24 protein-coding genes and 5 pseudogenes are annotated in these 23,378 nt (G+C 62.7%); 9 read left to right on the top strand and 20 right to left on the bottom strand.

Going from position 1 to position 23,378, the window contains the following annotated elements; genetic code table 11:
- The first annotated feature begins 95 nt into the window (after positions 1-95).
- The 6 genes and pseudogenes from ACFQT0_RS31600 (at position 96) to ACFQT0_RS08705 (ending at position 7,373) form a co-directional block, all read left to right on the top strand.
- A complete protein-coding gene (locus tag ACFQT0_RS31600; protein ID WP_449272054.1) occupies positions 96-923 on the top strand; it encodes a TonB family protein in 828 nt (275 codons plus the stop codon).
- A gap of 238 nt (positions 924-1,161) precedes the next feature.
- Positions 1,162-1,751, top strand: a pseudogene (locus tag ACFQT0_RS08725) (hypothetical protein); the annotation flags it as partial.
- A 30-nt stretch (positions 1,752-1,781) separates the two neighbouring features.
- Positions 1,782-2,681: a DNA integrity scanning protein DisA nucleotide-binding domain protein gene (locus tag ACFQT0_RS08720; RefSeq protein WP_380205952.1), complete on the top strand. Its 900-nt coding sequence runs from the start codon at positions 1,782-1,784 to the stop codon at positions 2,679-2,681.
- A 301-nt stretch (positions 2,682-2,982) separates the two neighbouring features.
- The gene (locus ACFQT0_RS08715; protein ID WP_380202002.1) at positions 2,983-3,663 is read left to right on the top strand and encodes an alpha/beta fold hydrolase; all 681 of its coding nucleotides are present in this window, start codon (positions 2,983-2,985) and stop codon (positions 3,661-3,663) included.
- The gene (locus tag ACFQT0_RS08710; RefSeq protein WP_380202000.1) at positions 3,621-4,100 is read left to right on the top strand and encodes a hypothetical protein; all 480 of its coding nucleotides are present in this window, start codon (positions 3,621-3,623) and stop codon (positions 4,098-4,100) included. The genes ACFQT0_RS08715 and ACFQT0_RS08710 overlap by 43 nt, the downstream gene beginning before the upstream one ends.
- Positions 4,101-4,198: 98 nt before the next feature.
- A pseudogene (locus tag ACFQT0_RS08705) lies at positions 4,199-7,373 on the top strand (WD40/YVTN/BNR-like repeat-containing protein).
- Between the two features lie 229 nt (positions 7,374-7,602).
- Here ACFQT0_RS08705 and ACFQT0_RS08700 read toward each other — a convergent pair.
- The 8 genes and pseudogenes from ACFQT0_RS08700 to ACFQT0_RS08665 form a co-directional block, all read right to left on the bottom strand.
- Positions 7,603-7,911, bottom strand: coding sequence for a hypothetical protein (locus tag ACFQT0_RS08700; RefSeq protein ID WP_380205951.1), 309 nt, complete (start codon positions 7,909-7,911; stop codon positions 7,603-7,605).
- A 250-nt stretch (positions 7,912-8,161) separates the two neighbouring features.
- Positions 8,162-9,019 (bottom strand): annotated as a pseudogene (locus ACFQT0_RS08695) (amidase); the annotation flags it as partial.
- 493 nt (positions 9,020-9,512) lie between these two features.
- The gene (locus ACFQT0_RS08690; protein WP_380201998.1) at positions 9,513-10,037 is read right to left on the bottom strand and encodes a PaaI family thioesterase; all 525 of its coding nucleotides are present in this window, start codon (positions 10,035-10,037) and stop codon (positions 9,513-9,515) included.
- Positions 10,038-10,106: 69 nt separating this feature from the next.
- Entirely contained in the window at positions 10,107-10,643 is a 537-nt protein-coding gene (locus ACFQT0_RS08685; protein ID WP_380201996.1) for a PPC domain-containing DNA-binding protein, read from the bottom strand.
- A 39-nt stretch (positions 10,644-10,682) separates the two neighbouring features.
- Positions 10,683-11,555, bottom strand: a complete 873-nt coding sequence (locus ACFQT0_RS08680) for a hypothetical protein (RefSeq protein WP_380201994.1) — start codon at positions 11,553-11,555, stop codon at positions 10,683-10,685.
- Between the two features lie 114 nt (positions 11,556-11,669).
- A complete protein-coding gene (locus ACFQT0_RS08675; RefSeq protein ID WP_380201992.1) occupies positions 11,670-11,894 on the bottom strand; it encodes a hypothetical protein in 225 nt (74 codons plus the stop codon).
- Between the two features lie 84 nt (positions 11,895-11,978).
- Positions 11,979-12,590, bottom strand: coding sequence for a hypothetical protein (locus tag ACFQT0_RS08670; RefSeq protein ID WP_380201990.1), 612 nt, complete (start codon positions 12,588-12,590; stop codon positions 11,979-11,981).
- A 247-nt stretch (positions 12,591-12,837) separates the two neighbouring features.
- Positions 12,838-13,410, bottom strand: a complete 573-nt coding sequence (locus tag ACFQT0_RS08665) for an RNA polymerase sigma factor (RefSeq protein ID WP_380201988.1) — start codon at positions 13,408-13,410, stop codon at positions 12,838-12,840.
- A gap of 148 nt (positions 13,411-13,558) precedes the next feature.
- Here ACFQT0_RS08665 and ACFQT0_RS08660 point away from each other — a divergent pair, with 148 nt between their 5' ends.
- Positions 13,559-13,936: a hypothetical protein gene (locus ACFQT0_RS08660; protein ID WP_380201986.1), complete on the top strand. Its 378-nt coding sequence runs from the start codon at positions 13,559-13,561 to the stop codon at positions 13,934-13,936.
- A gap of 275 nt (positions 13,937-14,211) precedes the next feature.
- Here ACFQT0_RS08660 and amaB read toward each other — a convergent pair whose 3' ends face one another.
- From amaB to deoC, 12 genes and pseudogenes are all read right to left on the bottom strand, one after another.
- Positions 14,212-15,819, bottom strand: coding sequence for an L-piperidine-6-carboxylate dehydrogenase (gene amaB / locus ACFQT0_RS08655; protein ID WP_380201984.1), 1,608 nt, complete (start codon positions 15,817-15,819; stop codon positions 14,212-14,214).
- Between the two features lie 129 nt (positions 15,820-15,948).
- The gene (locus tag ACFQT0_RS08650) at positions 15,949-16,404 is read right to left on the bottom strand and encodes a hypothetical protein (protein ID WP_380201982.1); all 456 of its coding nucleotides are present in this window, start codon (positions 16,402-16,404) and stop codon (positions 15,949-15,951) included.
- Between the two features lie 284 nt (positions 16,405-16,688).
- Entirely contained in the window at positions 16,689-17,102 is a 414-nt protein-coding gene (locus tag ACFQT0_RS08645) for a hypothetical protein (protein ID WP_380201980.1), read from the bottom strand.
- Entirely contained in the window at positions 17,071-17,715 is a 645-nt protein-coding gene (locus tag ACFQT0_RS08640) for a S1C family serine protease (RefSeq protein WP_380201978.1), read from the bottom strand. The genes ACFQT0_RS08645 and ACFQT0_RS08640 overlap by 32 nt, the downstream gene beginning before the upstream one ends.
- Positions 17,716-17,773: 58 nt before the next feature.
- Positions 17,774-17,929, bottom strand: a pseudogene (locus tag ACFQT0_RS08635) (hypothetical protein); the annotation flags it as partial.
- Between the two features lie 514 nt (positions 17,930-18,443).
- The gene (locus tag ACFQT0_RS08630; protein WP_380201976.1) at positions 18,444-18,641 is read right to left on the bottom strand and encodes an Hsp20/alpha crystallin family protein; all 198 of its coding nucleotides are present in this window, start codon (positions 18,639-18,641) and stop codon (positions 18,444-18,446) included.
- Complete coding sequence (locus ACFQT0_RS08625; RefSeq protein WP_380201974.1) at positions 18,635-18,964, bottom strand: hypothetical protein; 330 nt, start codon at positions 18,962-18,964, stop codon at positions 18,635-18,637. The genes ACFQT0_RS08630 and ACFQT0_RS08625 overlap by 7 nt, the downstream gene beginning before the upstream one ends.
- A 240-nt stretch (positions 18,965-19,204) precedes the next feature.
- Positions 19,205-19,492 (bottom strand): hypothetical protein, encoded by a 288-nt coding sequence (locus ACFQT0_RS08620; RefSeq protein ID WP_380201972.1) that lies wholly within the window; start codon positions 19,490-19,492, stop codon positions 19,205-19,207.
- Positions 19,493-19,512: 20 nt separating this feature from the next.
- Positions 19,513-20,037, bottom strand: a complete 525-nt coding sequence (locus tag ACFQT0_RS08615) for a hypothetical protein (RefSeq protein ID WP_380201970.1) — start codon at positions 20,035-20,037, stop codon at positions 19,513-19,515.
- A gap of 48 nt (positions 20,038-20,085) precedes the next feature.
- Positions 20,086-21,274 (bottom strand): annotated as a pseudogene (locus tag ACFQT0_RS08610) (M20 metallopeptidase family protein).
- Between the two features lie 217 nt (positions 21,275-21,491).
- Complete coding sequence (locus ACFQT0_RS08605) at positions 21,492-22,061, bottom strand: hypothetical protein (RefSeq protein WP_380201968.1); 570 nt, start codon at positions 22,059-22,061, stop codon at positions 21,492-21,494.
- On the bottom strand, positions 22,042-22,710 hold the full coding sequence (deoC, locus tag ACFQT0_RS08600) for a deoxyribose-phosphate aldolase (protein WP_380201966.1): 669 nt from the start codon (positions 22,708-22,710) through the stop codon (positions 22,042-22,044). The genes ACFQT0_RS08605 and deoC overlap by 20 nt, the downstream gene beginning before the upstream one ends.
- A 225-nt stretch (positions 22,711-22,935) precedes the next feature.
- Between deoC and ACFQT0_RS08595 the strand changes: the two genes are divergently transcribed.
- Together ACFQT0_RS08595 and ACFQT0_RS08590 are read left to right on the top strand one after the other, a co-directional pair.
- Positions 22,936-23,175, top strand: coding sequence for a hypothetical protein (locus tag ACFQT0_RS08595; RefSeq protein WP_380201964.1), 240 nt, complete (start codon positions 22,936-22,938; stop codon positions 23,173-23,175).
- Positions 23,172-23,375 (top strand): hypothetical protein, encoded by a 204-nt coding sequence (locus tag ACFQT0_RS08590; protein ID WP_380201962.1) that lies wholly within the window; start codon positions 23,172-23,174, stop codon positions 23,373-23,375. Before ACFQT0_RS08595 ends, ACFQT0_RS08590 begins: the two co-directional genes overlap by 4 nt.
- Positions 23,376-23,378 lie beyond the last annotated feature (3 nt).

Below are 23,378 nucleotides of genomic sequence, written 5' to 3'. Positions count from 1 at the left end.
TGGCAAGGTTTTTAGGTGCATGGCGTGATGGTAGCCATGATGGTTTTCCGTTATTTGCAAAATGCAGCCCCTTCCTTACTAAAATGCTGTTCGCTATGCCATCTCTCCCGAAATCTCCGCTGCTCCTGCTACTCAGCTGCTTCACCTTGCTCAGCGTGGGGGCTCAGGCCCAAAAGCGTAAGATGCCGCCCAAGCCCTCGGCGTCGGAAGTGTACGACTCGGTGGCCCAGCCGGCCGTGCCCCTCGGCGGCACCGAGCGCTACGCCCAGTTCCTGGCCGACCACCAGCGCTACCCGGCCACGGCCATGCAGAAAGGCATTCAGGGCACTGTGAAGGTGAGCTTTATTGTGGAGAAAACCGGCACCGTGAACGAGGTGAAGGTGGAAACCCCGCTGTCGCCGGAGCTGGACGCCGAAGCCATCCGCCTCATCAAAAGCGCCCCCAAGTGGACGCCCGCTAAGCACCTGCGCAGCCAGGTGGTGCGCCAGCGCATCGTGGTGCCGGTTTCGTTTGTGATGTCGCCCGGCAGCGAGGCCGTGGTGACTACCGGCGCAAAGGAGCGGCCCATCACCACCTCAGCGGCCGACATTGCGGCGTCGGCCAACCCTTACCGTCCGGCCGTGGTGGCCCCCGACCGCCCCGCGCAGCCCGTAGGCGGCACCCAGGCTTTTTCGATTGGATTGAAAAAACCAGAAGTACCCGCTGCAGGCCCGCCAGCGCAAGATTCAGGGCAAGGTCATGATGGAGTTCATGGTGCAAACCGATGGCAGCCTGACCGATGCCCGCGTAATAAAAAGCTCGGTTCCGGCCTCGATGATGAAGCCCTGCGCCTGATTAAATCGGCGCCCAAGTGGGAGCCAGCCACTTTTCAGGGCAAGCCGATAAAGCAAAAGATGGTGCTGCCTGTTCTATTTCAATTGTAACACCACAACTCCACAACTCCCCTCCTTTTTTAAGGAGGGGATGTTCGAGCCAAAAGCTCGGACGGGGGTGGTTGCCCTCGTTGAACGATACTCGCACGACTGGCGGCAGAACGATTCCGGCCCAACTCGTTCGGGTGTCGTTCAACGAATCCAACTACCCCAGCTCAACTTAGCAGTTGAGCATCCCCTCCTTATCCAAGGAGGGGAGCTTTTTTCTGCCGCTGCTTGTTTCCCTACCATGACGCCTGCCCTTGCCCCCGCCTCCACCCTGCTCTGGCCGCATCAGATGCGCTACCGCAAGGCGGCGCAGGCGCTCGCCCAGGACCTGTTTGACGCGCTCGACGACGACCTGCAGCCTTACGTAGTGCTGCTGGCCCTGCCCAGCGACCCCGCCCAGCCCGCCCGCTGCCTCGAACCCGAAGACTGCGAACTGCCCTCGGAAGCGTTTGTCGACGCCGTGGCCCGCGGCCGCGCCATCCAGCGCGCCACGCCCTGGCCGTACCCCGAGCGCGAAGACGTGAGCCCGGCCATGCTCCGGCGCAAGCACGAAGGCCGGGGCGTGCGCGACGCCGTGCAGGAAACCCTCGACACACTGGACGAGCACACCACCCACCAGCACTTTGCGGGCTACCCCATCGAGATTCGCGGGTATTTTGTGGTCACCATCCTGCGTCTGCAGCGCAAGCCGCTGCGCGCCTACCCTCCCTCCGCCCCCACCGCTTTTACACCGACGGCCGGCCGCTGGCCCCGTCGCTGGTGGTGGCGGCCCTGTACCGCTTCAACGAAGAAAGCGTGAAGGCCCTGAGCGAGCCCGAGCCCGGCGCGGGCTTCATCATCCGCCCCCGCGAAAGCGAGGAAGTGCTGCGCGCCGCCGGCAAAACCCTGCTCGACACCCCCGCCCAGGCCCTGGGCCTCGACCCGGTCACCACCAAGCTGTTTGCCACGTGCAACACCATCAGCAGCCTGCGCTACGAAGGCGCCGAGGGCGTGGGCAAGCTGCTGCTGGCCCGCCGCGGCCACCCCAACATCGAGGAAATCTTTGCCCTCACCTGCCCCACCGAGCTCACCGACTACCGCGCCGTGCGCAAGCTGCTGGAGATGACCACGCCCGACGTGCACCTGCTCGCCGACGGCGAAAGCGTGTACGCCCTGGGCCGCCAGGTGGGTCACTACGACGCGGTGCGCGAAGATTTGTTCGTCATCGACTTCGTGACGCACTACTCCTGGGAGCTGCAGCACGCCAACCACGTGCTGCTGCGCTCGCACTACGGCTTGCCGGGGCTGCCGCGCACGCGCCTCAGCCGCACGGGCTTCCGGCGGGCCCTCAAGCGCACCTTCGGCCTCACCGACCCGCCCAAGGTGGAACGCCTATGGGAAGTGGTGCTCGAAGCCAGCCGCCAGAAGCACGGCACGCTGCTGGTCATCACCACCGAGGCCCTGGCCGAAGCCGACCGGCTCAAGCTGCAATGCACGCTCATCGAGCCGGTGCCGCTCACCCCGCTCATCACCCGCCTCGTCACCAGCATCGACGGCGCCGTGCTGCTCGACCCCGAAGGCTACTGCTATTCCATCGGCGTCATCCTCGACGGGCGCGCTTCGGGCCGCGGCGACAGCACCCGCGGCGCCCGCTACAACTCGGCCCTCCGCTACGTGGAAAGCTCCGACTACCCCTGCCTGGCCGTGGTGGTGAGCGAAGACGGACTGGTGGATGTAATTACCAGCGAGAAGCTGGCGAACGGCAAGGAGATGAAAGAGTAGACGAAGGAACCTCACCCCCGCCCCTCTCCAAAAGAGAGGGGAGCCTAACGTTCATCCAATGAAAAAGCCCCGGCTCAATTGAGCCGGGGCTTTTCGTTATCAACAACTCTGAGCTGCCGCGGCTCCCTCTCTTTTGGAGAGGGGCTGGGGGTGAGGTTCCCTACGTGAGATGCTGCGTTGCATTCTTCATGGCCACCCTAAAGACAAGTAGCGCATTTAGAATTCACTTTTTGTGTGCGTCATTTGGATTGCATCCGGCTCAACCCGGCTCAACTTTCATTACGCTTCACGCAGTACCGCAATGGTCTTTTCCCGATTTGGGCTTCTTCTTGCCGGTTGGCTGGTATTATTCCAAACAGCGAGCCACGCGCAGACCCGCTACCCCGCGCCGCAAGATGGCGACTTTGTGCTGCCCAAATTCCGGTTTGAGAGCGGCGAAACGCTGCCGGCCCTCAACGTGCACTACACCACGGTGGGCCAGCCCCGTAAAGACAAAGCCGGCCACGTGGTGAACGCCGTCGTTATCATGCACGGCACCACGGGCGCGGGCAACAACTTTCTGAGCGAGCAGTTCGCCGGCCGCTTGTTTGGGCCCGGGCAGCTGCTGGATGCGGCCAAATACTACATCATCCTGCCCGATGCCATCGGCCACGGCAAATCGAGCCGGCCCAGCCACGGCCTGCGCATGCAGTTCCCGAAGTACACCTACGACGACATGGTGGTGGCCGACTACCGGCTGCTCACCGAAAAGCTGGGCGTGGCCCACGCCCGCCTGATAATGGGCACCTCAATGGGCGGCATGGAAACCTGGGTGTGGGGCTACAAGTACCCCGATTTCATGGATGCGCTGATGCCGCTGGCCAGCCTGCCGGTGGAAATAGCCGGCCGCAACCGCATGCTGCGCAAAATGGCCATCGACCTGATAAAAATGGACCCCGAATGGAAGGGGGCGCCTACACCGCCCAGCCCAAAACCGGCCTGACGGGCGCCATTTCGTCGTTGATTTTCATGACCAGCAGCCCCTGGCAAATGCAGAAGGCGGCGCCCACCCGCGAGCTGGCCGAAGCGGCCCTGGCCAAAATCCAGACGCGCTTTTTCAGCTCGCTGGATGCCAACGACATGATTTACCAGTTCGATGCCTCCCGCGACTACAACCCGGCCCCGCACCTGGCAGCCATCAAGGCGCCGCTGTTCGCCATCAACTCGGCCGACGACCAGGTGAACCCGCCCGAGCTGGGCATCATGGAAACCGAAATCAAGAAGGTGCCCAAAGGCCGCTACATCCTGCTGCCGATTACTGACCTCACCACCGGCCACGGCACGCACTCCAACCCCGCCATCTGGGGCAGCTACCTGCAGGAGCTTCTGGCTCTGACGGAGAAAGAAACCACGGCTTCCAATAAGCCCGCCCACAAGTAGCCCGCAACGCATAGAAGGTTGGCCTGATGCTCTTATTAAATCAAGTTGATATGACCCTACGCTACGCTTCCTTAAAAACGGGCCTGCTGCTTGTGCTGATGGCAGCCACGGCCACGAGCTTCGGCCAATCAAAAACGAAGACCAAAAGCAAGAGCCGGCCGGGCAAAGCCACTGCGGCGGTTTTCGACTCCGTGCTGTACAACGGCTTGAAATGGCGTTCCATCGGACCGTACCGGGGTGGGCGTTCCGGCACCGTGACGGGCGTGCCCGGCCAGCCCAACATCTACTACATGGGCGCTACCGGCGGCGGGGTGTGGCGCACCAAAGACGGCGGCGGGGTGTGGGAGAACATCTCGGACAAGTATTTCGGCGGCTCCATCGGGGCCGTGGCCGTGAGCGAGTCGGACCCCAACGTGCTGTACGTGGGCCAGGGCGAGCAGACGGTGCGCGGCAACGTGTCGTCGGGCTTTGGGGTGTGGAGATCGACGGATGCCGGCAAGACCTGGCAGGACGTAGGCCTGCACGACTCGCGCCACATCGGGCGCATCCGCATCCACCCCAAAAACCCCGACCTGGTGTTTGTGGCCGCCATGGGCGACCTGTACCAGCCCTCCGACATGCGCGGCGTGTACCGCAGCAAGGACGGCGGCAAAACCTGGCAGCGGGTGCTGTTTGCCAACAAAGACGCCGGGGCCGTGGACCTGACGTTTGACCCGAACAACCCACGCATTCTCTTTGCCACCACCTGGAACATGCGGCGCACGCCCTACAGCTTCTCGTCGGGCGGGCCGGGCTCGGGGCTGTGGAAAAGCACCGACGGCGGCGACACCTGGCAGGACATTTCGCGCAACGAAGGCCTGCCGAAAGGCACGCTGGGCATAGCCGGGGTCACGGTTTCGCCCGTGAACTCAAACCGCGTGTGGGCGATGCTGGAAGCCGCCGAAGGCGGCCTGTTCCGCTCCGACGACGCCGGCCAGACCTGGAAAAAGACCAGCGACGACCGCAACCTGCGCCAGCGCGCCTGGTACTACACGCGCATCTACGCCGACCCCAAGGACGAGGACGTGATGTACGTGATGAACGTGCAGTACCACAAAAGCAAGGACGGCGGCCGCACGTTTGAAGCCCGCAACGCCCCGCACGGCGACCACCACGACCTGTGGATAGCGCCCGAAAACGCCAGCCGCATGATTATCGCCGACGACGGCGGGGCCCAAATCAGCACCGACGGCGGCCTGAACTGGACCACCTACGGCAACCAGCCCACCGGCCAGTTCTACCGCGTGGTCACCGACAACCACTTCCCCTACCGCATCTATGGCGCGCAGCAGGACAATTCCACCGTGCGCATTCTGCACCGCAGCAGCGGCAGCACCATTGGCGAGCGGGACTGGGAGCCCACGGCCGGCGCCGAAAGCGCCCACCTGGCCGTGGACCCGCTCAACCCCGACGTGGTGTACGGCGGCAGCTACGGCGGCCTGCTCACGCGGGTAGACCACAGCACCGACCAGACGCGGGCCATCAACGTATGGCCCGACAACCCCATGGGCCACGGCGCCGAGGGCATGAAGTACCGCTTCCAGTGGAACTACCCCATCCTGTTCTCGCCCCACGACCCCAAGCGGCTCTACACCGGCTCGAACCACCTGCACGTGAGCACCAACGAAGGCCAGTCGTGGGAAACCATCAGCCCCGACCTCACGCGCAACGACCCCAAGACCCTGGGCTCGTCGGGTGGCCCGCTCACGCAGGACAACACGGGCGTGGAGTACTACGGCACCGTCTTCGCCATTGCCGAGTCGCCGGTTGAGCAAGGTGTTATCTGGACCGGTTCCGACGACGGGCTGGTGCACGTGACCCGCGACGGTGGCAAATCCTGGAACAAGGTGACGCCCAAGGGCCTGCCCGAGTGGAGCCAAATCAATAGCCTCGAAGCGCATCCCAATATCAAAGGCACGGCTTACGTGGCCGCTACCCGCTACAAAGCCGGCGATTTCCGTCCCTATCTCTATAAGACCACCGACTACGGCCGCAGCTGGAAGAATATCTCGGCGGGCATCCCGGCCACGCACTTCACCCGCGTGGTCCGGGCCGACCCCAAGCGGGCCGGCCTACTCTACGCCGGCACCGAGTACGGCCTCTACCTGTCGTTCAACGACGGCGCCAGCCTGGCAGCCTTTCCAGCTCAACATGCCGCAGGTGCCCATCTCCGACCTCACCCTGAAAAACGAAAACCTGATAGCCGCCACCCAGGGCCGCGGCTTCTGGCTGATTGACGACCTCACGCCCCTGCACCAGCTCACCCCCGCCGTGGCCGGCAGCAAGGTGCACCTTTTCCATCCGATGGCCAGCTACCGCCTGGAGGGCGCGGGCGGCCCCACCATCCCCAAAACGGCGGGCCAGAACCATCCCGGCGGGGTGCTGCTGCACTACTACCTGCCCCAGAAGCTCGACACCACCAGCACGCTCAAGCTGGAGGTGCTCGACCCCAGCGGCAAGCTCATTCGCGCCTTTACCAACAAGCTCAAGCCTGCGGATAAAGACAAGAAGCCCGGCACGGTGAAAGACCAGCTGCTGACCAAAAAGGGCCTGAACCGCTTTGTATGGGACATGCGCTACCCCGAAGCCAGCAAGTTTGAGGGCATCATCCTGTGGAGCGGCGGCACCGAAGGCCCGCGCGTGGTGCCCGGCACCTACCGCGCCCGCCTCACCCTAAACAAGGAAACGCCGCAGGAAACTGAGATGGTCATTCTGGCCGACCCGCGCGCCAAAGCCACGCCGCAGGACCTACAGGCCCAGTTCGCCTTCCTGCAGGAAGTGCGCGACAAGCTCAGCGAAACCAACGACGCCGTGCGCGACATCCGCACCATGCGCGGCAAGCTTAAGGCCCTGACCACGCCGCTGAAGGGCGACGCCGCCTACCGCGAAATCGTGGACGCCGCCGACGCCATCGACAAAAAGATGACCGGCATCGAGGAAGAGCTGTACCAGACCAAAAACCGCAGCGACCAGGACCCGCTCAATTTCCCCATCAAGCTCAACAACAAGCTCTCGGCCCTCGTCGACCTCGTAGCGACCGGCAACTACGCCCCCACCGAGCAAGCCCAGGCCGTAAAAAAGGAGCTAACCGACCAGATAAACGAGCAGCTCGGCAAATTCCGCCAGGTGCGCGAGCAGGACGTACCCGCCTTAAACAAGCTTATCCGCGACAAGGCCGTAGATGCCATTCCGGTACCCAAACCCGCGCCGCCCGTAGCTCCCAGCTCTATTTAAGCAGACCTGTACCGCTGTTAACGAGAACGTCATGCAGAGCGGAGCGAACCGAAGGTCGGCGCAGCCAAGCATCTGTACCGCGTAAGTAAACCCAACCGTCTGTCATGCTGAGGCACGAAGCATCTTATCACGGCTCAACGATTAGGTTCTGACCTGATAAGATGCTTCGCAAGCTCAGCATGACAAGAGGCGTGGTAAAAATGCTTGGCTCCGCTCTGCATGACGGTTCCTACTTTCCAGCGGCCGTTGCCGGGGCCAGGGCTGGAAATTTGGCGGGTGCCTTCCGGTGATGCGTGGCCTGCTCGTAGGCATACGCGTACTTTATCAGCGTGGGCTCGTCGAACGAGCGGCCCAGGAACTGCAGGCCGGCCGGCAGATTGTCGTAAGTGTAGCCCATGGGCACGGTGAAGGCGGGCTGGCCGGTGTGCGGGGCAATCAGCTGGCTGTTGTCGCCCTTGTACCCTTTGAAGTCGCCTACTTTGGCGGGCGGGTTGTTCCAGGTGGGATACACCAGGGCGCCCACCTGGTTGCGGTCCATTACGGCGGTTACGGCGTTGCGGAAGGCAATGCGGCGCGGGTCGGTGTAGGCCTCGCCGCAACCTGTGGCGCTTGGGCTGGGCGTATGGCCATTGGCCAGGCTCGTCCTGCAGGTTTTCCTTGATGTAGTCGGAGTATTTGCCAGAAGCCAGCACTTCGTTGATGTTTTTGACGGGGGCGCCGGGGCCCAGCTCGGCCAGGTAGGCATTCACGTCGTGCTTGAATACCGAGCACCACTGTCCCTTGCTCACGCTGGCAAAATCGGGGATTTCCACGTCGACCACCACGGCGCCGGCTTTGCGCAGGTCGGCCACGGCTTGCTCAAACACGGCTTTCACCTGCGGGTCGGGGCTGCGCTCGCTCAGGGTGCGCAGTACACCAATGCGGGCCCCTTTCAGGCCGTTCTTATCCAAATACTGACGGTAGCCGCCCTGCGGAATCTTGCCCGCGCTGTAGGAGGTGAGCGGGTCGGCCGGGTCGGGGCCGGCCATTACTTCGAGCAGGCGGGTGGCGTCGGCCACGGTGCGGGTCATGGGGCCGCCGGTGTCGTTGCGCAGGTACAGCGGCGTGATGCCGGTCCGGCTCAACAAGCCCAGCGTGGGCCGGAAGCCCACCAGCGCATTGTGCGACGAAGGCCCGCGGATGGAATTGCCGGTATCAGTCCCCAGGCCCACGGTGCCTAGGCTGGCCGCCACGGCCGCCGCCGTGCCACCGCTCGAGCCGGCCGGCACGTGGTCCAAATTGTAGGGGTTCCGGGTTTCGCCCGCAATGGAGCTGATGGTAACCATGGGGCTAAACGCCCACTCGGCCATGTTGGACTTCGCCAGCACGATGGCGCCCGCCGCTTTCAGGGACTTTACCATCGCGGCATCGGTGGCGGGCGCAAAGCCCTTGAGGGCCGACGAGCCGGCCGTGGTTTGCAGGCCCGCCGTGTTGTAGTTGTCCTTCACAATGACCGGAATGCAGTGCAGCGGCCGCATTTTACCAGCGCGCTTGTATTCCGCATCGAGCTGCCGGGCCGTTTCTATAGCGGCCGGGTTGGTCACGACAATGGCGTTGAGCTTCGTGGGCTGGTCGTAGGCGGCGATGCGGGCCAGGTAGGCGCCCACTAGCTGCTCGCAGTTGCAATCGCCGCGCTTCAGGGCCGCGTGCACGTCTTCAATGGAAGCTTCGGCTACTTCAAACGGCTTGGTTTGGGCTGCCTGCTTGCGCTCGGGCGAGGCGCGCTGCTCCACAGAATTGAGCTAAGCAGCAGGAAAAGGAACCCGGACCTTGTAAGAATGCTCATGCGGAGAAAGTATCAACAGGGAATGGCAACAGGGCACGCCTGCGCCGACCGAAAGTAAAGCCTAATTCCTGTCCGTCCATACTGTGTTTTTCTCTCAGGCTGAGAGCAAGGCCGATAGGCCGTCATGCTGAGCGCAGTCGAAGCATCTCGACCGCAGTAGTAAATCCTGCTGATTGGGATTGGGATTACTACCACACGCGAGATGCTTCGACTGCGCTCAGCATGACGTTCAGAGGATGTTTTTGCTAATTCCAAACACGCTCTAAACCTATGCCTTCAAGTCGTCTATCAAGGACGAGCCTGAGCTGTTGCAGCTAGCGCTTGGCCCGAAATGACCAGGTGATGCGGAACACTGCCACCACGTCGCCGGCCTGGTCTACGCCGGTGCTCGTGCACACCACGGTGCGGCCTTCGCCGGTGGCGCGGCTTTCGGCAATGGCCTGGGCAATGGCGGCGCCATCGGGGCAATGGAACGCAATCAGCCCCACGGCTTTCTTGGTGAAATCGGATTCCATTTTGGTAACCAGCATCGAAACGGGACCGCCGGCCTGCACATTCATCATGGCCTGAATGCCGCTGGCCAGCTCCGCGGCCATGGCCAGGCAGGCGAAGTAGATGCTACGAAACGGATTCTGGGTGAGGTGCTTGTAACGGATGGTCACCGTGGCCTGTTCCGGGGTAATCTGGGTGAGGCGCAGGCCCGCCAGCCAGGCCATCGGCAGCTTTTGCATCATGAAGAGCCGCAGCTTCATGGGGCTGAGAACCTGGCGGCGGAAAGCAGCGGCTTGGGGCGAGTCGAGGGTGACGGACATGGGGTGCAGGCTAGCAATGAAAGCCACAAGTACGGCACGCTACCCTTGAAAACAGCCCAACCTGCGCACTGCCAAGCCAGGACGAAGTTTTCCGCGCTACTCTTTGCGCTTTTTCACCGGCCTTGGCGCTGGGTGTACCACCAGCTCCTGATAGCCAAAAGTGGCGTCGGTTTCGCGCCGAAACTCCAGCGACGGCAACTCGCCGAGCACAATTTCGGCGGTGGTGTACACCCGGCATCCATCGAGCAGGTGCCCGCCGATGGTCCGGCCCGTGCTGTCGGAAACGGCCAGGTGCAGGTGCGAGCCGTTGGTGGAAAGTGTGCCGACCAGCGACACGATTTCAAAATGGCCCCGGTACACCGTGGGGTTTTCCTGATTGGCCAGCCGCAGCGTGGCCACCGTGAGGCTGCCCACGCACGTGAGCATGGTGCCGGCCAGGATGTGGTTTGCCTGCACAAACGCCGTGAGCTGCTGGCGTAGGTCGTCGCCGGGCCGCAGGCGCAGGGCGTAGGTTTTCAGAGGGGAAGGTTGAGCCAAAGGCACAGAAGAAGCGGGTTGGCTCACGGCAGGCTTTTGCTGGGCAAACACAGGTGGGGCCGCAAGCAAAAGCAGCGGAAGCAGCAGACGATTCATGGCCAAAAGTAGCAGCCAAACAGGCCACCGCGCCCTCCCCTATTTACTGAACCGCACCGTGCCGTAGCGCACCTTGATGTTAACGTTGCCGGCATTGCGGGCCGGCTGGGCGCCCCCAAACGTGCCCAGCACGTCGCAGGTTTGCGGGCCATTTTCCTGCGACAATACCCGCACCATTTTCCGGTCAACCAACAGTTGGCCCTGCTCGGTGCTCACGTCGAACCGGAAGCTGGGCGCCTCGGCAAAGCCCAGCCGAATGGTGCTGAAGCCGCCGTCGAGGTTTACCTGACGGAAATGGGGCCCCATGTCGCGCACCACAAAATCGGGGCAATAGCGCAGGGCCATGTCGAGGCCCTGGTCGAGCTTGTCGACGGTGAAGCGCGAGTAGCCCGACGAGCCGCGCAGGTTGCGCACGGTGCCCAGGGCCACGTCGCCGTACTTGCTGTGAATGGTCAGGTCCTGCAAAGTGCCGATATCGATGTCGGAGTGGTTGTTGCGCAGGTCCACGGTGGTGCCCGCGTCGAGGTGCAGGCGGGCGTAGCTGGCGTCGATGCTGGCCCGGCCGGCGTAGGCGATGCTGCAGTTGCCATTGCCGATGCGCACCAGGTTTTGCGGGCCCTCCAGGCGGCCGGTGCGCAGGGCACCGTAGTCGACGGCCAGCTCGGTGGGGCCGCTCATATTGCCGGCAATGGTGACTTCGCCAAAGCTGTTGTACACACTCAGGGCCGTGGCGCTGGGCAGCCACACGGTGTAGTTTACCTCGTAGCGGCAGCCGCCGGCCCGGCCGCGCAGGGCGGGCCCAAACTGCGTGCTCACGGCCACGCCCCCGGTGCGGGCGTCGTAGTCCAGCCACTGCACGTTCAGGGCATCGAGTACCTGGCGGGCGCCGGCGTCGGTTTCGGAGCGGGCCACCAGGCTCGGCGTCTACTTTTATCTCACTCTTGTTCCAGGGGTTGATTTGCACCCGGCCGTAGCGCGTGTTCAGCGTAAACGCCCGGCCGGTTTTTGGCACTTTGTAGCTGCGGCTCAGGCGGCGGTGCTGCTCCACCTGCAGGTTGGCGTTGTCCTGGTCGTAGGCGGGGTCGGGCTGGGGGTTGGGCTGCGGGTTTTGGGGGCGCCCAGCAGGAATTCTTCGGCCGTAATGGTGTTGATTTCCATTACCCGAACGGCCACGTAGGACGGCACCGGTGTCCACTGGCGGGGGCCCGCCAGGGCGCCTTGCGGGGGCAGCAGGCCAGCCAAAGCCAGCACAGCTACTCCCAAAGCCTGCCAAATCCTACGGGGCGCTAGTGGTTTCATTCGGCATCGTGCCGGCTATCAGCCAGCACATAAGAGCTAGGGTTGCGGGTTTCTTTGGGAGCCGTGCCCAGGTGCAGCTGCTGGTCGAGAATATCGAGGCGCACCTGCAGGTTGCGGTTCATGGCCGTGAGCACGGCGTCGGGCTGCGGGTGGTGCAGCAGCTCCACCTTCAGCTTGCGGTAGCTGGAGTCGAGCGACACCAGGCTCGCGCTTCCAGTCGGCGTTCATGGCGGCCATGCCGGGCCCGCTCAATTCCTGCAGCTCGCTTTGGCGGCGGGCCAACTGAGTGGTATAGTAGGTTTCCATGCCGCGCACGGCCCGCACGAGTTGGCTGTCGGCCCCGGCGGTGCGGTCGGCGGCGGTCATGGCCATGGGGCTGCCCGTGTGGTAAAGGGCTTCGTCGGGGGCGCTGGCCAGCGGGCTGGGCTCGGCGGGCGCCACGGCGGCCGTCAGCTCGGGCGCTTTGTGTTTCGATTTCCAGGCTTCGCTGGCACCGGCGGCAAACACCAGCAGGGCCAGGGCAGCCGCTACGCCGTAGCGTTGCAGCCAGCCGCCGCGCACCACCGCCGTTGGTTGAGCCAGGGCGGGAGCGTTTACGTCCTGAGCGGCATTGGCCATGCGCATTACGGGCGCGGCCGGAGCCGCCACGGGGCCGGCCAGCCTGCTGCTCGAGGGCGGCCCAGAGGTCGGGGCGCGGCTCGTGCGTGTCGAAATCGGCGCGATGCCGCTCGACGAAGTTTTCCAATGAATTATTCTTGTGAGAGTCCATGAATGAGGAGCAGAAGCACGGTTCTTCCAGGTTCTATACGGGCAGCCGGGCTATACGAAAGCCGCGGCCGGGCGAAAGAGAATGCGGATAGCGGAGGGTTAAATAACAGATTAAAAAGCTAACGGGTTAACTCAGGCCGCGCTGAGCGGCCAATTCACGCAGCCGGACCCGGGCCCGACTGTATTGCGACTTGGAAGTAGACTCGGAGATGTTCAGAATGCTGGCGATTTCGAGGTGGTCGTAGCCTTCGAGCAGGTACAGGCTCAGCACCACACGGTAGCCGTCGGGCAGCTCCTGAATGCAGCGGCGCAACACGTCGGCCCGATAATGGGTTTCCGCCTCCTCTTCATACGAGAGCCCGGCCGGCTCGGCGGGTTCTTCCTGATGCTGCTCGCCCAGGGGCACCAGCGAAAGCCGCCGCTGCCGCAGGCAATTGATGCTTTTGTTGACCACAATGCGCTTGAGCCACGCCCCAAACGAGGAGTCGCCCTTGTAGCTGCTCAGCTCGCGGAAGGCGCTCAGGAACGACTCCTGCAGCACATCCTCGGCTTCGGCGTAGTCGCCGGTGATGCGCAGGGCCGCGTTGAACATGGCCTTGGCGTAGCGACGGTAAATTTCGGCCTGGGCCTGGCGGTCATTCAGGCGGCAGCGCTCCACCAGGGGCGCGTTTATGTCAACGTAGGCAACGGCGGCTTCCATGTGCAGAGAAAGGCGAGTTATAAGAGCTTAAGCAAGCAAAGGACTGTGGCGCGGGCGGGAGGGTTGCACCTACGCTCCGCGTTTAGTCTACCCGTAAATTTAGCTCTTAACTACCTTTGAACAATTGCATTCCGCCATTCTTATTTTCATGCTGCGCCGTCTACTTCCTGTCCTCTTGTCATTCTCCTTGCTGGCTTGCAGCAAATCCGACTCCAGCCCTACAATAAACTTTGGCGAGGGCGAAGGCATCACCTACCGAAGCGGCAACAATATGCCCGCTGGCCCCGGCGACCCCACCGACTGGACATCGGATGCGACCTGGAACGCGCAGGAGCGCGCCCTATTCCCAGAAATAAACTTTGACCTGAACGGGACCCAACAGACGGCGCTCATCGGCCCTGGCTACGCCTTCCCCAACCCCGCGCTCACCGGCCAGGCCAACTGGACCCTGCAAACGCAACGAAGCTCCGGCGGGGGCACCGCCGCCTTCACCCTGCGCGGCGTTTTTGTCAACCGCAAGTACTAGGTACTGCACCGGCTTGAGCCAGTCAACCTGATTCTGAGCCAGTCATATGGGTTCGATTACGCTAAGATGGGCGCTCCCGCGAAAGAGGTATTTCGCCTTTATTACGTTGTGAACAACGCCGATGGGCTCGTGTACAAAGGCCACGGCGACGTCCGCTACGGTCAGTAAAAAGCTACTGGCCTGGGCTACTTCTCATTCAAATACTAAGGACTAAAAAGGCCCGTCTGCAGATGCAGGCGGGCCTTTTTAGTCCTTAGTAGCGCAAGCCGTAGCCGCTAGATGTCGAACTTGATTCCCTGCGCCAGCGGCAACTCCGTGGAGTAGTTGATGGTATTGGTCTGGCGGCGCATGTAGATTTTCCAGGCGTCGGAGCCGGACTCGCGGCCGCCGCCGGTTTCCTTTTCGCCGCCGAAAGCGCCGCCGATTTCAGCTCCACTCGTGCCGATGTTCACGTTGGCGATGCCGCAGTCTGAGCCGTTGGCGGCCAGGAAGGCTTCGGCCTCGCGCATGTTCAGGGTAAAGATGCTGCTCGACAGGCCCTGGCGTACGTCGTTCTGCAGTTCGATGGCATTCTGCACATCGCCGCTGTACTTGATGAGGTACAGAATGGGCGCGAAGGTTTCTTCCTGCACCGTGTGGTAATGGTTCTCAACTTCTACCAGTGCGGGCTGCACGTAGTGGCCGCCGTGCAGCTCGGCGCCGCTCAGCACCTGGCCGCCCGTGAGCAGCTTGCCGCCTTCGGCCTGCACGCGGGTCAGGGCATCTTCGAACATTTTCACGGCGTCGGCATCAATCAGCGGCCCAACCAGGGTGCCTTCCTTGAGCGGGTGGCCGATGGGCAGCTTGGGGTAAATAGCCAGCAGGCGGTTCTTTACCTCGTCGAAAATACTGTCTTCGATGATGACCCGGCGCGTGCTGGTGCAGCGCTGCCCAGCCGTCCCCACCGCTCCAAACACAATGGCGCGAATGGCAATGTCGAGGTCAGCGTTTTTGGTGACGATGATGGCGTTGTTGCCGCCCAGCTCGAGCAGGGCACGGCCCAGGCGGGCGCCTACCACCTCCCCTACTTTGCGGCCCATGCGGGTGCTGCCCGTGGCCGACACCAGCGGCACGCGCTTATCGGCGGCCATGGCCGCACCAATCTCGGCGCCGCCAATAATCAGGCTGAAGACGCCCTCGGGGATGTCGTTTTCGGCCAGCACGTCGCGGATGATGTGCTGCACGGCCACGCCGGTAAGCGGCGTTTTCTCCGAAGGTTTCCAGATGCTCACGTCGCCGCACACGGCGGCCAGCATGGCGTTCCAGCTCCACACGGCCACCGGGAAGTTGAAGGCCGATATGATGCCCACGATGCCCAGGGGCTGGTATTGCTCGTACATGCGGTGCGCCGGGCGCTCCGAGTGCATGGTGAGGCCGTGCAGCTGGCGCGAGAGGCCCACCGCAAAGTCACAGATGTCAATCATCTCCTGCACTTCGCCGAGGCCTTCCTGCAGGATTTTGCCCATTTCGGCGCTCACCAGCTTGCCCAGCGGCTCCTTGTATTCGCGCAGCTTGTTGCCAATCTGGCGCACGATTTCGCCGCGCTTGGGCGCGGGCACCAGGCGCCAGGTCTTGAATGCTTCCTGAGCTGTTTTCACCACCGTGTCGTAGTCGTCGGTGGTGGCAAAGGCTACGCTGGCGATGGGGCGGCCGTCGGCGGGGGCCAGCACGGTGCGGCGCTGGGCGTTGGCCTGGCCGCCCCAGCTCAGGCCGGTGCTGTAGGCGGCGTTATCGGCTTCGATGCCCAACTGGCGCAAGACGTCCTGGATGCCGTGCGGGTCGGCGTGGGGATGGGGAACGGTAACGTCGGCAGCCGAAGTGGCTTCTTCAATAGCTTGCTTCATGGAGAAGGGGTGGGAATACGGTGGGGATGATGCTGCTGCAAATCTACGGAAAGCCGAATACCCCGGCGCTCGCAGTCCCGTGCCATCACCAGCCTCCTCCGGCCCCTCAGCAGCCCGAGCCAGCCCAACTCAGCCCGAGTGGCTTGTTTGCTTTTTCCGCACACCGGCGCGCTCCTGCTGGTCGGTGAGCCAGGTTACGGCTTCGGCTTCGTCGTCGTAGAACAGCGGGTAGGAGTCGAGGGTGGCGGCGTGGCGCAGGTGGAGCTCCATTTCGGCACTTTCGGCGGCCAGGCGTTGGTGCGGGCCGGCCAGGTAGGCGGTAAACAGGGGTCCGCCCAGGGCCGAGGCAATCTGGGGCGAAAACTGGTCGCGGAACCACTCGTTCAGGTCGGGGCCGGCCAGCGGGCGCCGGCGCAGGTCCAGCAGCCAGAAGCGGCAGTTGTCGTTGTCCCTGGCGGCGGCCAGCATGGCCTCGTAGGTGCCTTGCAGCTCGGGCGGCGGAAGTGCCTGCAGCCAACGCCCAATGAGGATTCCTAAATCCGCTCGGTACTCCAGAGAAAAGGCTTTGGTTGAAAATGACGGCACGGCCACGGCAAATAAGCTAATCTGCCTGCTATACGGCATCAATAAAAGCTGGGTTTAGTTATGTTTGACGGCCGAACCGTATTCCGACAAAGTGGTTATTCGTTGTTGGGCAGCCTGTAACTTCAACAACGGCTCAGATTATGAAAGCGTCGTACTAAAGCCAGCCCAACGCCTGGGCGATTTGGCTCAACCGCACTGCTCCGCCCGGTTCTCATTAACAATACTCCATAAAAAAGCCCTTGCCAGTCCGGCAGGGGCTTTTTCAAACAGGAAGGCCAGACGGCTTATTCCTGCCCAATGGGGTAGTACGCCTTGCGGCCGTCGGGGTACACGCCTTCTACCAGCGCACCCGACCGGTCACGGGCTTCGTCGAGGTATTTTTTCACGTCGGCGGGCTTGGTCACCTGGTTTTTATCGATGCGGGTGATGATGAAGCCGTCGCCCATGCCCGTCTCACGGAAGTTGCTGCCCTTGATGCCGCTGATTTTGGCACCGCCTTCCAGGCCCAGCTTGGCCTGCTCGCGGGCCGGCACGGGCGCCAGCGTGGCGCCTTCGTACTTCACCGAAGCCAGGGCCGGCTCTTCGCGCACCACGCCGGTGGTGCCGGTGGCGTTGCGCAAGATGGCCATCACCTCGCTGGGCGTGTTGCCGCGCAGGTAGTTCACCTTAATCTTGTCGCCAGGCCGGAAACGGGCCACCTGCTCCTGCAGGCTGCGACGACGTATTCACGGCCACGTCGTTGATTTTGGTGATGATGTCGCCCGTCTTCAGGCCGGCAGCCGAGGCGGCGCTGCTCTCGCTCAGGCCCTGCACGTACACCCCGTTCAGAGTGGGCAGTTTCTTCTCCGAAGCCAGCTTGGCGTCCACTTCCTGGATTTGCACGCCGAGCAGGGCGCGCTGCACCACCTTGTACTTCAGCAGGTCGTCGACTACTTTGCTGGCCAGCGAGCTCGGGATGGCGAAGGCATAGCCCTCAAAAGAGCCCGTGTGCGAGGCAATGGCCGAGTTGATACCAATCAGGTCGCCGTTGAGGTTCACGAGGGCGCCGCCCGAGTTGCCGGGGTTTACCACGGCGTCGGTCTGGATGAACGACTCAATGCCCATGTTGTCCTTGCGGCGCAGGATGTCAATGTTCCGGCCCTTGGCCGAGATGATACCGGCCGTCACGGTCGAGTTCAGGTTGAAGGGGTTGCCCACGGCGAGCACCCACTGGCCCACTTTCACGTCGTCGGAGTTGCCGTACTTCACAAACGGCAGGTTGTCGGCCTTCACTTTCAGCACGGCCAGGTCGGTGTTGGGGTCGGCGCCCACCAGGCTCGGCCTCGAACTTGCGCTTGTCGTCGAGCACCACCTCAATCTTGGAGGCTTTCTCGATGACGTGGTTGTTGGTCACGATGTAGCCGTTGGCGGCGATAATCACGCCCGAGCCGGAGCCCTGGCCGCCGCCCCGCCCCTCGCGCTGCGGCGACTGCCCGTGGAACTGCTCGAGCTGGTCGCCAAAGAACTGGCGCAGGAAGGGGTCCATCTGCATCTGGCGCTGGTCCACGGCCGGCGCAGCGTATTCGGTCATTACGTGCACCACGGCCGGGGTTACGGCCGCGGCGGCCGCCACGAAGTTGAGGCCCTCGGGCACGGCATACGTGCTGCTACGCATCTCGGAGGTGTACCGCACCTGGGGGTCGGCAGCTACGGCCTGGGGCACCAACGGAGCCGGCTCCAATAGCTTGTACCCCCACGGCCACGCCTCCACCGAGGATGGCGGAACCGAGCAGGCCGAGCATCATTTGTTTTGCTTGCATGGGTAAGGGAAAAATGAGAAGGATGATTTAGTTGAATGAAGAACCTAATTTAACGAGCCGGAAATAAAAATCAACCGCACAGAACCGACGTTATTTCCAGCAACGTGGGAAGGATTCAATTTCGTGTCCCGGGGTTGCTTTCCGCAGAAAATAGGCCAATTGAAGCTTCTGAAGTCTTAACAGCAACAACTGCAAAAAAGGCACCCGGTGGGGCGCCTTTTTTTGCAATGCCAGCTGCGCTTAGCGGATTTCAATGTGCTGCTTGGTCACCTTCTCCACGTCGAAGGGCAGCGTCAGGCGCAGCAGGCCGTCGGTCAGCTCGGCGCTGATGCCCTTCACGTTCACCGTATCGGGCAGGCGGAAGCTGCGGGTGAAGGAGCCAAAGTTGGTTTCTACGTGGCGGAACCGGGGCGCGGCCGGCGCTTCGGGGCTCACCACGGCCGGCTTGTTCTCGTCGGAAGTTTCGGCTTCGGTGGCGGTAGCGGCGGCTTCCTTGGCAGCGGCGGCGGGGTTGGGGCGGTCGCCGGAGATAACCAGGCGGCCGTCGAGGAATTCAATGTTGATGGCTTCTTTTTCACACCGGGCACGGCCAGGTGCAGCTCAAAGCCTTCGGCCGTTTCCAGGATGTCGGCGGCCGGGGTGAAAGCGGGCGTGGGTTGTGCAGGAGCTGCTTTCTGGTCGCGCAACATGTCGGCAAGCATCACGCTCAAAGCACGGCTGGGACGCAGGGAAGGGCGGGTGTTATACAGCAAAGTTGCCATGGTGTTGGTAAGAATTGTAAGGTTAGTAAATGAAGCGTACCGCACTGCAGCACACCAGCCCTTCCTTAAATTTTATACCAACCCACTCAGGAAATAAAATAACGACATTTTGTCTTCATTTACGGAACGAGCTATTCCGGAATCAATTACTCAAAGAAACAAAATGTCATTCCCGCTATTTCAGGACATATTTCAGCCCAATTCAGCCGCGGCCATTATGGCATTAAACAACCAAACCCCCTAGTGCTGGGTGGGCAGCTGCTGGCGCTCAAACACCTCCTGGCCCTGGAAGAGCGTGAACCTGACATCCAGCCCAACCACGGGCGCCACCACGTTGAACCGACCGCCCGGAATGGTCACCTTGCCGTTGATATCGGTTTGCTGGAGGGTGAAACTGTACTCGGTTTGGTAAGCAAACCACGGGGTGATATCGAAATGGTCGCTGACCCGGTAGCCCAACTCGCCGCGCAGGCTCGTGAACTGCACGGTCCGCTCGCGGGCGTCGGTGTCGGCTTTCAGCAGGCGCACGTGGGTGGCGGCTTCGTAGCTCAGGCGCGGGCGGAGCGCCGCCCCGCGCGGGCCAGGGGCAGCACTTTTTCCAGGTCGACGCGCAGCCGGGCCCACGTTTGGCCATCGGGGCCGGGTCCGCCCACGTAGCCGGCGTTGTTGGGAAAGGTGCGCTCCAAGCTCAGGCGCTGCCCAAAGGTGAGCGGCCCCACGGCGCTGCGGTGCCGAAGCAAAACCTCGGGCACCAGCACTAGATTTCTGTATCCCGTAGCCTCCAGCCGGGCCGTGCCGCCGCCGCTCCAGTGCTCGTTCCAGAAATGCTCGTAGCCCATCGTCAGGCGGCGCTCGTCGAAGCCCAGGCGGCGCCGGCTGGCGTCGTAGCTGTTCGTCTGGGCTTCGCGCTGCCCGCGCAAAGCCATAAAGAAATAGCCACCGCTCTTGAGCGCCAGGCTCGGCTTGCAGCTCGGGCCACAACTGCAGGTTTTGGGTGGCGCGGCGGGATTGAGCACCAGCCGGTTGAGCCAGCACCAAACCGAAGCCCAATAGCGCCGCCCCGGTCCGAGCAACAGAATACCAGTTTTTCATAATCAGGAAGAAATTAAAAGCCACTGGAGCTACTGACGCGCCAGCTCCTGAATGGCCAGCCACGCCATCAGGCCCGGGCCGGTGGCCAGTGCTTTTTCGTCGATGTCGAAGGTAGGCGTGTGCACGGAGGACGCAAAGCGCCCGTCTTCGTGCCGGGTGCCGAGGCGGTAGAAGCAGGCCGGCGCCGCCTGGGAGAAGTAAGCAAAGTCTTCGGCGGCCATCCACTGGTCGAGCTCCACCACGTTTTCGGGGCCCAGGTACGCCTCGGCGGCCGCTTTCACGCGGGCCGTCACCAGGGCTCGTTTTCGAGGTAGGGGTAGCCGTGGCGGATTTCGAGCTCGCACACCGCGCCCATGCTGTCGGCCAGGCCTTCGCAGAGGCGGCGCAGGTGCTGGTGGGCTTCGGCGCGCCACTCCTCGTTCAGGGTCCGGAAGGTGCCTTCGATATAGACCTCGTTGGGAATAACGTTGGTGGCCCCGTTGGCGATGACCTTGCCGAAGCTGAGCACCGACGGAATTTTGGGGCTGGCGCGGCGGCTCACGATTTGCTGCGCGGCCACAATGATGTGGGCAGCTACCAGCACGGGGTCGAGGTTCATTTCGGGCATGGCGCCGTGGCCGCCCTTGCCCCGCACCGTGAGGTATAGCTCGTCGGTACTGGCCATGTAGCGGCCGGCCCGCACGCCAATCTTGCCCGCCGGCAGGTGCGGAAATACGTGCTGGCCTAGCACATTGGAAACATGGGGGTTTTCCAGCACGCCTTCCTTTATCATCAGCGAGGCGCCGCCCGGCAGCCGCTCCTCCCCGGCTGAAACATCAGCTTGACGGTGCCCCGAAACTCCCCTTTCAAGTCATTGAGGATGCGCGCCGCGCCCAGCAGCGAGGCCGTGTGCACGTCGTGCCCACAGGCGTGCATCACGCCGGGGTTGGTGGATTTGTACGGAATGTCGTTAGCCTCGAGAATCGGCAGGGCGTCCATGTCGGCCCGCAAGGCGATGGTGGGCCCGCCGGGCTGCCCTTCAATCAGGGCCACCACGCCGGTCTTGGCAATGGGGCGCGGCTGCAGGCCCAGCTTCTCTAGCTCCCGTGTCACAAAAGCCGCGGTGTTGGTTTCCTCAAACGACAGCTCGGGGTGGGCGTGCAGGTGGCGACGTATAGCCACGGTATCGGCCGCGTACTGGGCAGCGAGGCGCTGAATTTGGGGAATCAGGTCGGGCATGAAATTGAGCTGAATGTTGGGTCGTAGAACAACAAACTCCCCTCCTTTTTTAAGGAGGGGATGTTCGAGCTTTAGCTCAAACGGGGGTGGTTGCCCTCGTTGAACGATGGGCGAACAACTCGCGTGTGAATCGTTCAACGATTTAACCACCCCAGTTGCCGCTTGCGCGGCAACATCCCCTCCTTAAAAAGGAGGGGAGTTTGTTGTTCTGCTTTCCTTATGGGTTCTTATTCAGGAGCACCTGGGTGGCTTCCAGCTCCAGCTTGGGCGAGAGGCCGCGGAGCTTGGCCAGGCCGCGGGCCGCTTCCAGCTTGGTGACATAATCGCCGATGTACAGCCGATAAACCGGCGATTTGAAGGTAATGTAGTCGGTTTCGTCCGGGTAGCGGCCGATGATGTTGCGGCGGATGGCCATCACCTGGTCGCGCTCCAGCCCCAGATACACCAGGATGCGGTAACCCTGGGCATACTTCACGTTCTGGTTGGTGTAGGCCTGGTCGCGCAGACGCTGCTCGACTTGCGCAGTCACGTGGTTGGTGGGCGTTACCGTGGTTTTGCTGCTTACCGCTGGCGTCGCAGGCGTCGTTTTGGGCGCGCTGAAAACGGGGCGGTACTTCGTCACGTCTTCGGCCGGCATGGTGGCCGCGCCAGTGGCCGGGGTACCGGTTTTCTTGAGCGTGGTATCGGCCGGGGCGCTGGCCCGCGGCGCTTTTGTGCTGGCGCTGCCGCAGGCAGCCAGCGTCAGCAGCAGGGAGGCCAATAGCATCTTAGGCAGCAGTCGTTTCATTGTTTTCAGCAATCAGGGCCACACTATTGGAAGAGCCGATGCGGTCGGCGCCAGCCACTACCAGGGCCAGCGCGGCCTCGCGGGTGCGGATGCCCCCGGATGCTTTGATGCGGACGTTTTCGGGCAATACGCGGCGCATGAGGGCAATGTCTTCGACCGAAGCGCCGCGGGTGGCAAAGCCGGTGGAGGTTTTTACAAAGTCGGCCTCGCCGCCCACGCACAGCTGGCAGGCCAGCTCAATTTCTTCCGCGCTGAGCAGCGCGGTTTCGATGATGACTTTCAGCAAGGCCTGATGCACGTGGCATAAATCGGCCAAATCCAGGATTTCGGCCTGAATGGCCTCGCTCTTGCCCGACTTCAGCGCCGAGATGTTGATGACCATGTCCAGCTCGGTAGCGCCGTCGTACAGCGCCACTTCGGCTTCTTTGAATTTGACGCTGCTGGCCGCGTAGCCCAACGGAAACCCAATCACCGTGCAGATGCCCACGGCCGTGGCGGCAAGCTGCTCGGTAGCAAAAGCCACGTAGCAGGGCGGCACGCACACGCTGGCAAAGCCATGGGCGGCGGCCTCCTGGCACAACTGCGCAACCTGCGCTTCGGTACAGTCGGGGCGCAAAAGAGTGTGGTCAATTCGGGCGGCAAGGGTCATGGGGCAAAGGTAGGGGGAATGAACCATGCTTACGGCGCTGCCTGCGGGGTGGTCGGGCCCGGCTGTTCATATGCTGCCAGGGATTATGAGAGCAGCGCCAAGCGTGCTTGTTTTAGCAATTGAGCTAATCAGGCTTAACCAGCTTTCGCATCGGAGTAGCAACGAGTTGTTTTTTCAAACGGGCAGCCAGACGGGCTTACATTTACTGACTTTATTATCAGAGCCATGCCCACGGTACTTTCCGATGTTTTTTCGCTCAACTACGAGCCTCAGCCCAACTTGCTGATGGGCCGCTGGCTGAAGAACGTGCCCGACCACACCCTGCACCCACCCCAACAGGAGCTGCTGAACGCGGCACTGAAGCACAACCGCTGCCGCTTCTGGCTGCTCGACATGCGCAGTCAGGACGAGTTCTCCCCGCCCTGCTGGACTGGCTCAAGGAACTGCTGGCCGAGCAGGTCGTGATGGTGCTGGGTTCGCCCGTGTTCCTGGCCTGCGTGGCCAGCGAAAGCCACCGCGCCGAAATCGAGAGCATCGGCACGGAGACGCTGTTGCGCCAACAGGCCCAGCACGAGTTCTATCCCTACTTCTTCAACGACGAAGGCGCCGCCCGCGAGTGGCTGGCCGATAGCCAAGTGCACGACCACCGCCCGCCCCGCGCCTAACGG

The organism is Hymenobacter humi (genome assembly GCF_042665855.1).
GTDB lineage: Bacteria > Bacteroidota > Bacteroidia > Cytophagales > Hymenobacteraceae > Hymenobacter > Hymenobacter humi.
This window is presented reverse-complemented; position numbering and strand designations above follow the sequence as displayed.

Coding starts and splice junctions, on each gene's coding strand:
- ACFQT0_RS31600 (WP_449272054.1), top strand. CDS start 96: ATGCCATCTCTCCCGAAATCTCCGCTGCTCCTGCTACTCAGCTGCTTC.
- ACFQT0_RS08715 (WP_380202002.1), top strand. CDS start 2,983: ATGGTCTTTTCCCGATTTGGGCTTCTTCTTGCCGGTTGGCTGGTATTA.
- ACFQT0_RS08710 (WP_380202000.1), top strand. CDS start 3,621: ATGGAAGGGGGCGCCTACACCGCCCAGCCCAAAACCGGCCTGACGGGC.
- ACFQT0_RS08700 (WP_380205951.1), bottom strand. CDS start 7,911: ATGGACCGCAACCAGGTGGGCGCCCTGGTGTATCCCACCTGGAACAAC.
- ACFQT0_RS08685 (WP_380201996.1), bottom strand. CDS start 10,643: ATGAATCGTCTGCTGCTTCCGCTGCTTTTGCTTGCGGCCCCACCTGTG.
- ACFQT0_RS08665 (WP_380201988.1), bottom strand. CDS start 13,410: ATGGAAGCCGCCGTTGCCTACGTTGACATAAACGCGCCCCTGGTGGAG.
- ACFQT0_RS08660 (WP_380201986.1), top strand. CDS start 13,559: ATGCTGCGCCGTCTACTTCCTGTCCTCTTGTCATTCTCCTTGCTGGCT.
- amaB (WP_380201984.1), bottom strand. CDS start 15,819: ATGAAGCAAGCTATTGAAGAAGCCACTTCGGCTGCCGACGTTACCGTT.
- ACFQT0_RS08625 (WP_380201974.1), bottom strand. CDS start 18,964: ATGGCAACTTTGCTGTATAACACCCGCCCTTCCCTGCGTCCCAGCCGT.
- ACFQT0_RS08605 (WP_380201968.1), bottom strand. CDS start 22,061: ATGAAACGACTGCTGCCTAAGATGCTATTGGCCTCCCTGCTGCTGACG.
- deoC (WP_380201966.1), bottom strand. CDS start 22,710: ATGACCCTTGCCGCCCGAATTGACCACACTCTTTTGCGCCCCGACTGT.
- ACFQT0_RS08595 (WP_380201964.1), top strand. CDS start 22,936: ATGCCCACGGTACTTTCCGATGTTTTTTCGCTCAACTACGAGCCTCAG.